Below are 554 nucleotides of genomic sequence, written 5' to 3' on the forward strand. Positions count from 1 at the left end.
CCGACGACCTGGTCGACACAGAGTTCGCCAAGGGTTCCAAACGCTGGCTGCCAGCCCTGAGGGACTCGACGGCGTTCAAGGTCGCTTATGCGTATGGGCTGCGGCGGCGTGAGCTGGCGATGCTTGAATATGTCGACTTCGGGCCCAACCCGCACGTTGAGTCATTCGGACGGTTCGGGGCGCTCCAGGTGCGGTGGGCCAAAGGAACCAAGGGCTCAGCCCCCGCCGACGCACGGTTCTGACTGTCCCGGAATTCGATTGGGTCGTCGGGCTCCTTGAGTACTGGCTCTCCCCTGCCAGCCGGAAACGTTTCCCCACTGCGGACCGGTCGGCCAGCCTGTGGCCGTCGGAACGCTCCGGCTCCACTGTTTTCCGCAATTTTGACCGCTCTTTCCAGCGGGTGAGGAAAATCGCCGGGCTCCCGGAGGAGCTTTCCCTGCACACGTTGAGGCATTCGTACGTGACGCACCTGATCGAGGCCGGTTACGACCCGCTGTTTATCCAGCTTATCTGGGGCCGGAACCGGGGTGTCTTTGACGTGCAGCACGAGGCCC

General features: G+C 63.4%; 1 protein-coding gene and 1 pseudogene. Both read left to right on the top strand.

Annotation, left to right across the window (positions count from 1 at the left end):
- Positions 1-242: pseudogene (locus OCL88_RS21115) on the top strand (site-specific integrase); the annotation flags it as partial.
- Positions 194-554 (top strand): site-specific integrase (locus OCL88_RS21120; RefSeq protein WP_264963846.1); only part of this gene is annotated, 361 nt, incomplete at its 3' end. The pseudogene OCL88_RS21115 and the gene OCL88_RS21120, both read left to right, overlap by 49 nt.

Origin of the sequence: Paenarthrobacter sp. PAE-2 (assembly GCF_026013155.1) — a bacterium.
In the GTDB taxonomy this organism is placed as follows: Bacteria; Actinomycetota; Actinomycetes; order Actinomycetales; family Micrococcaceae; genus Arthrobacter; species Arthrobacter ureafaciens.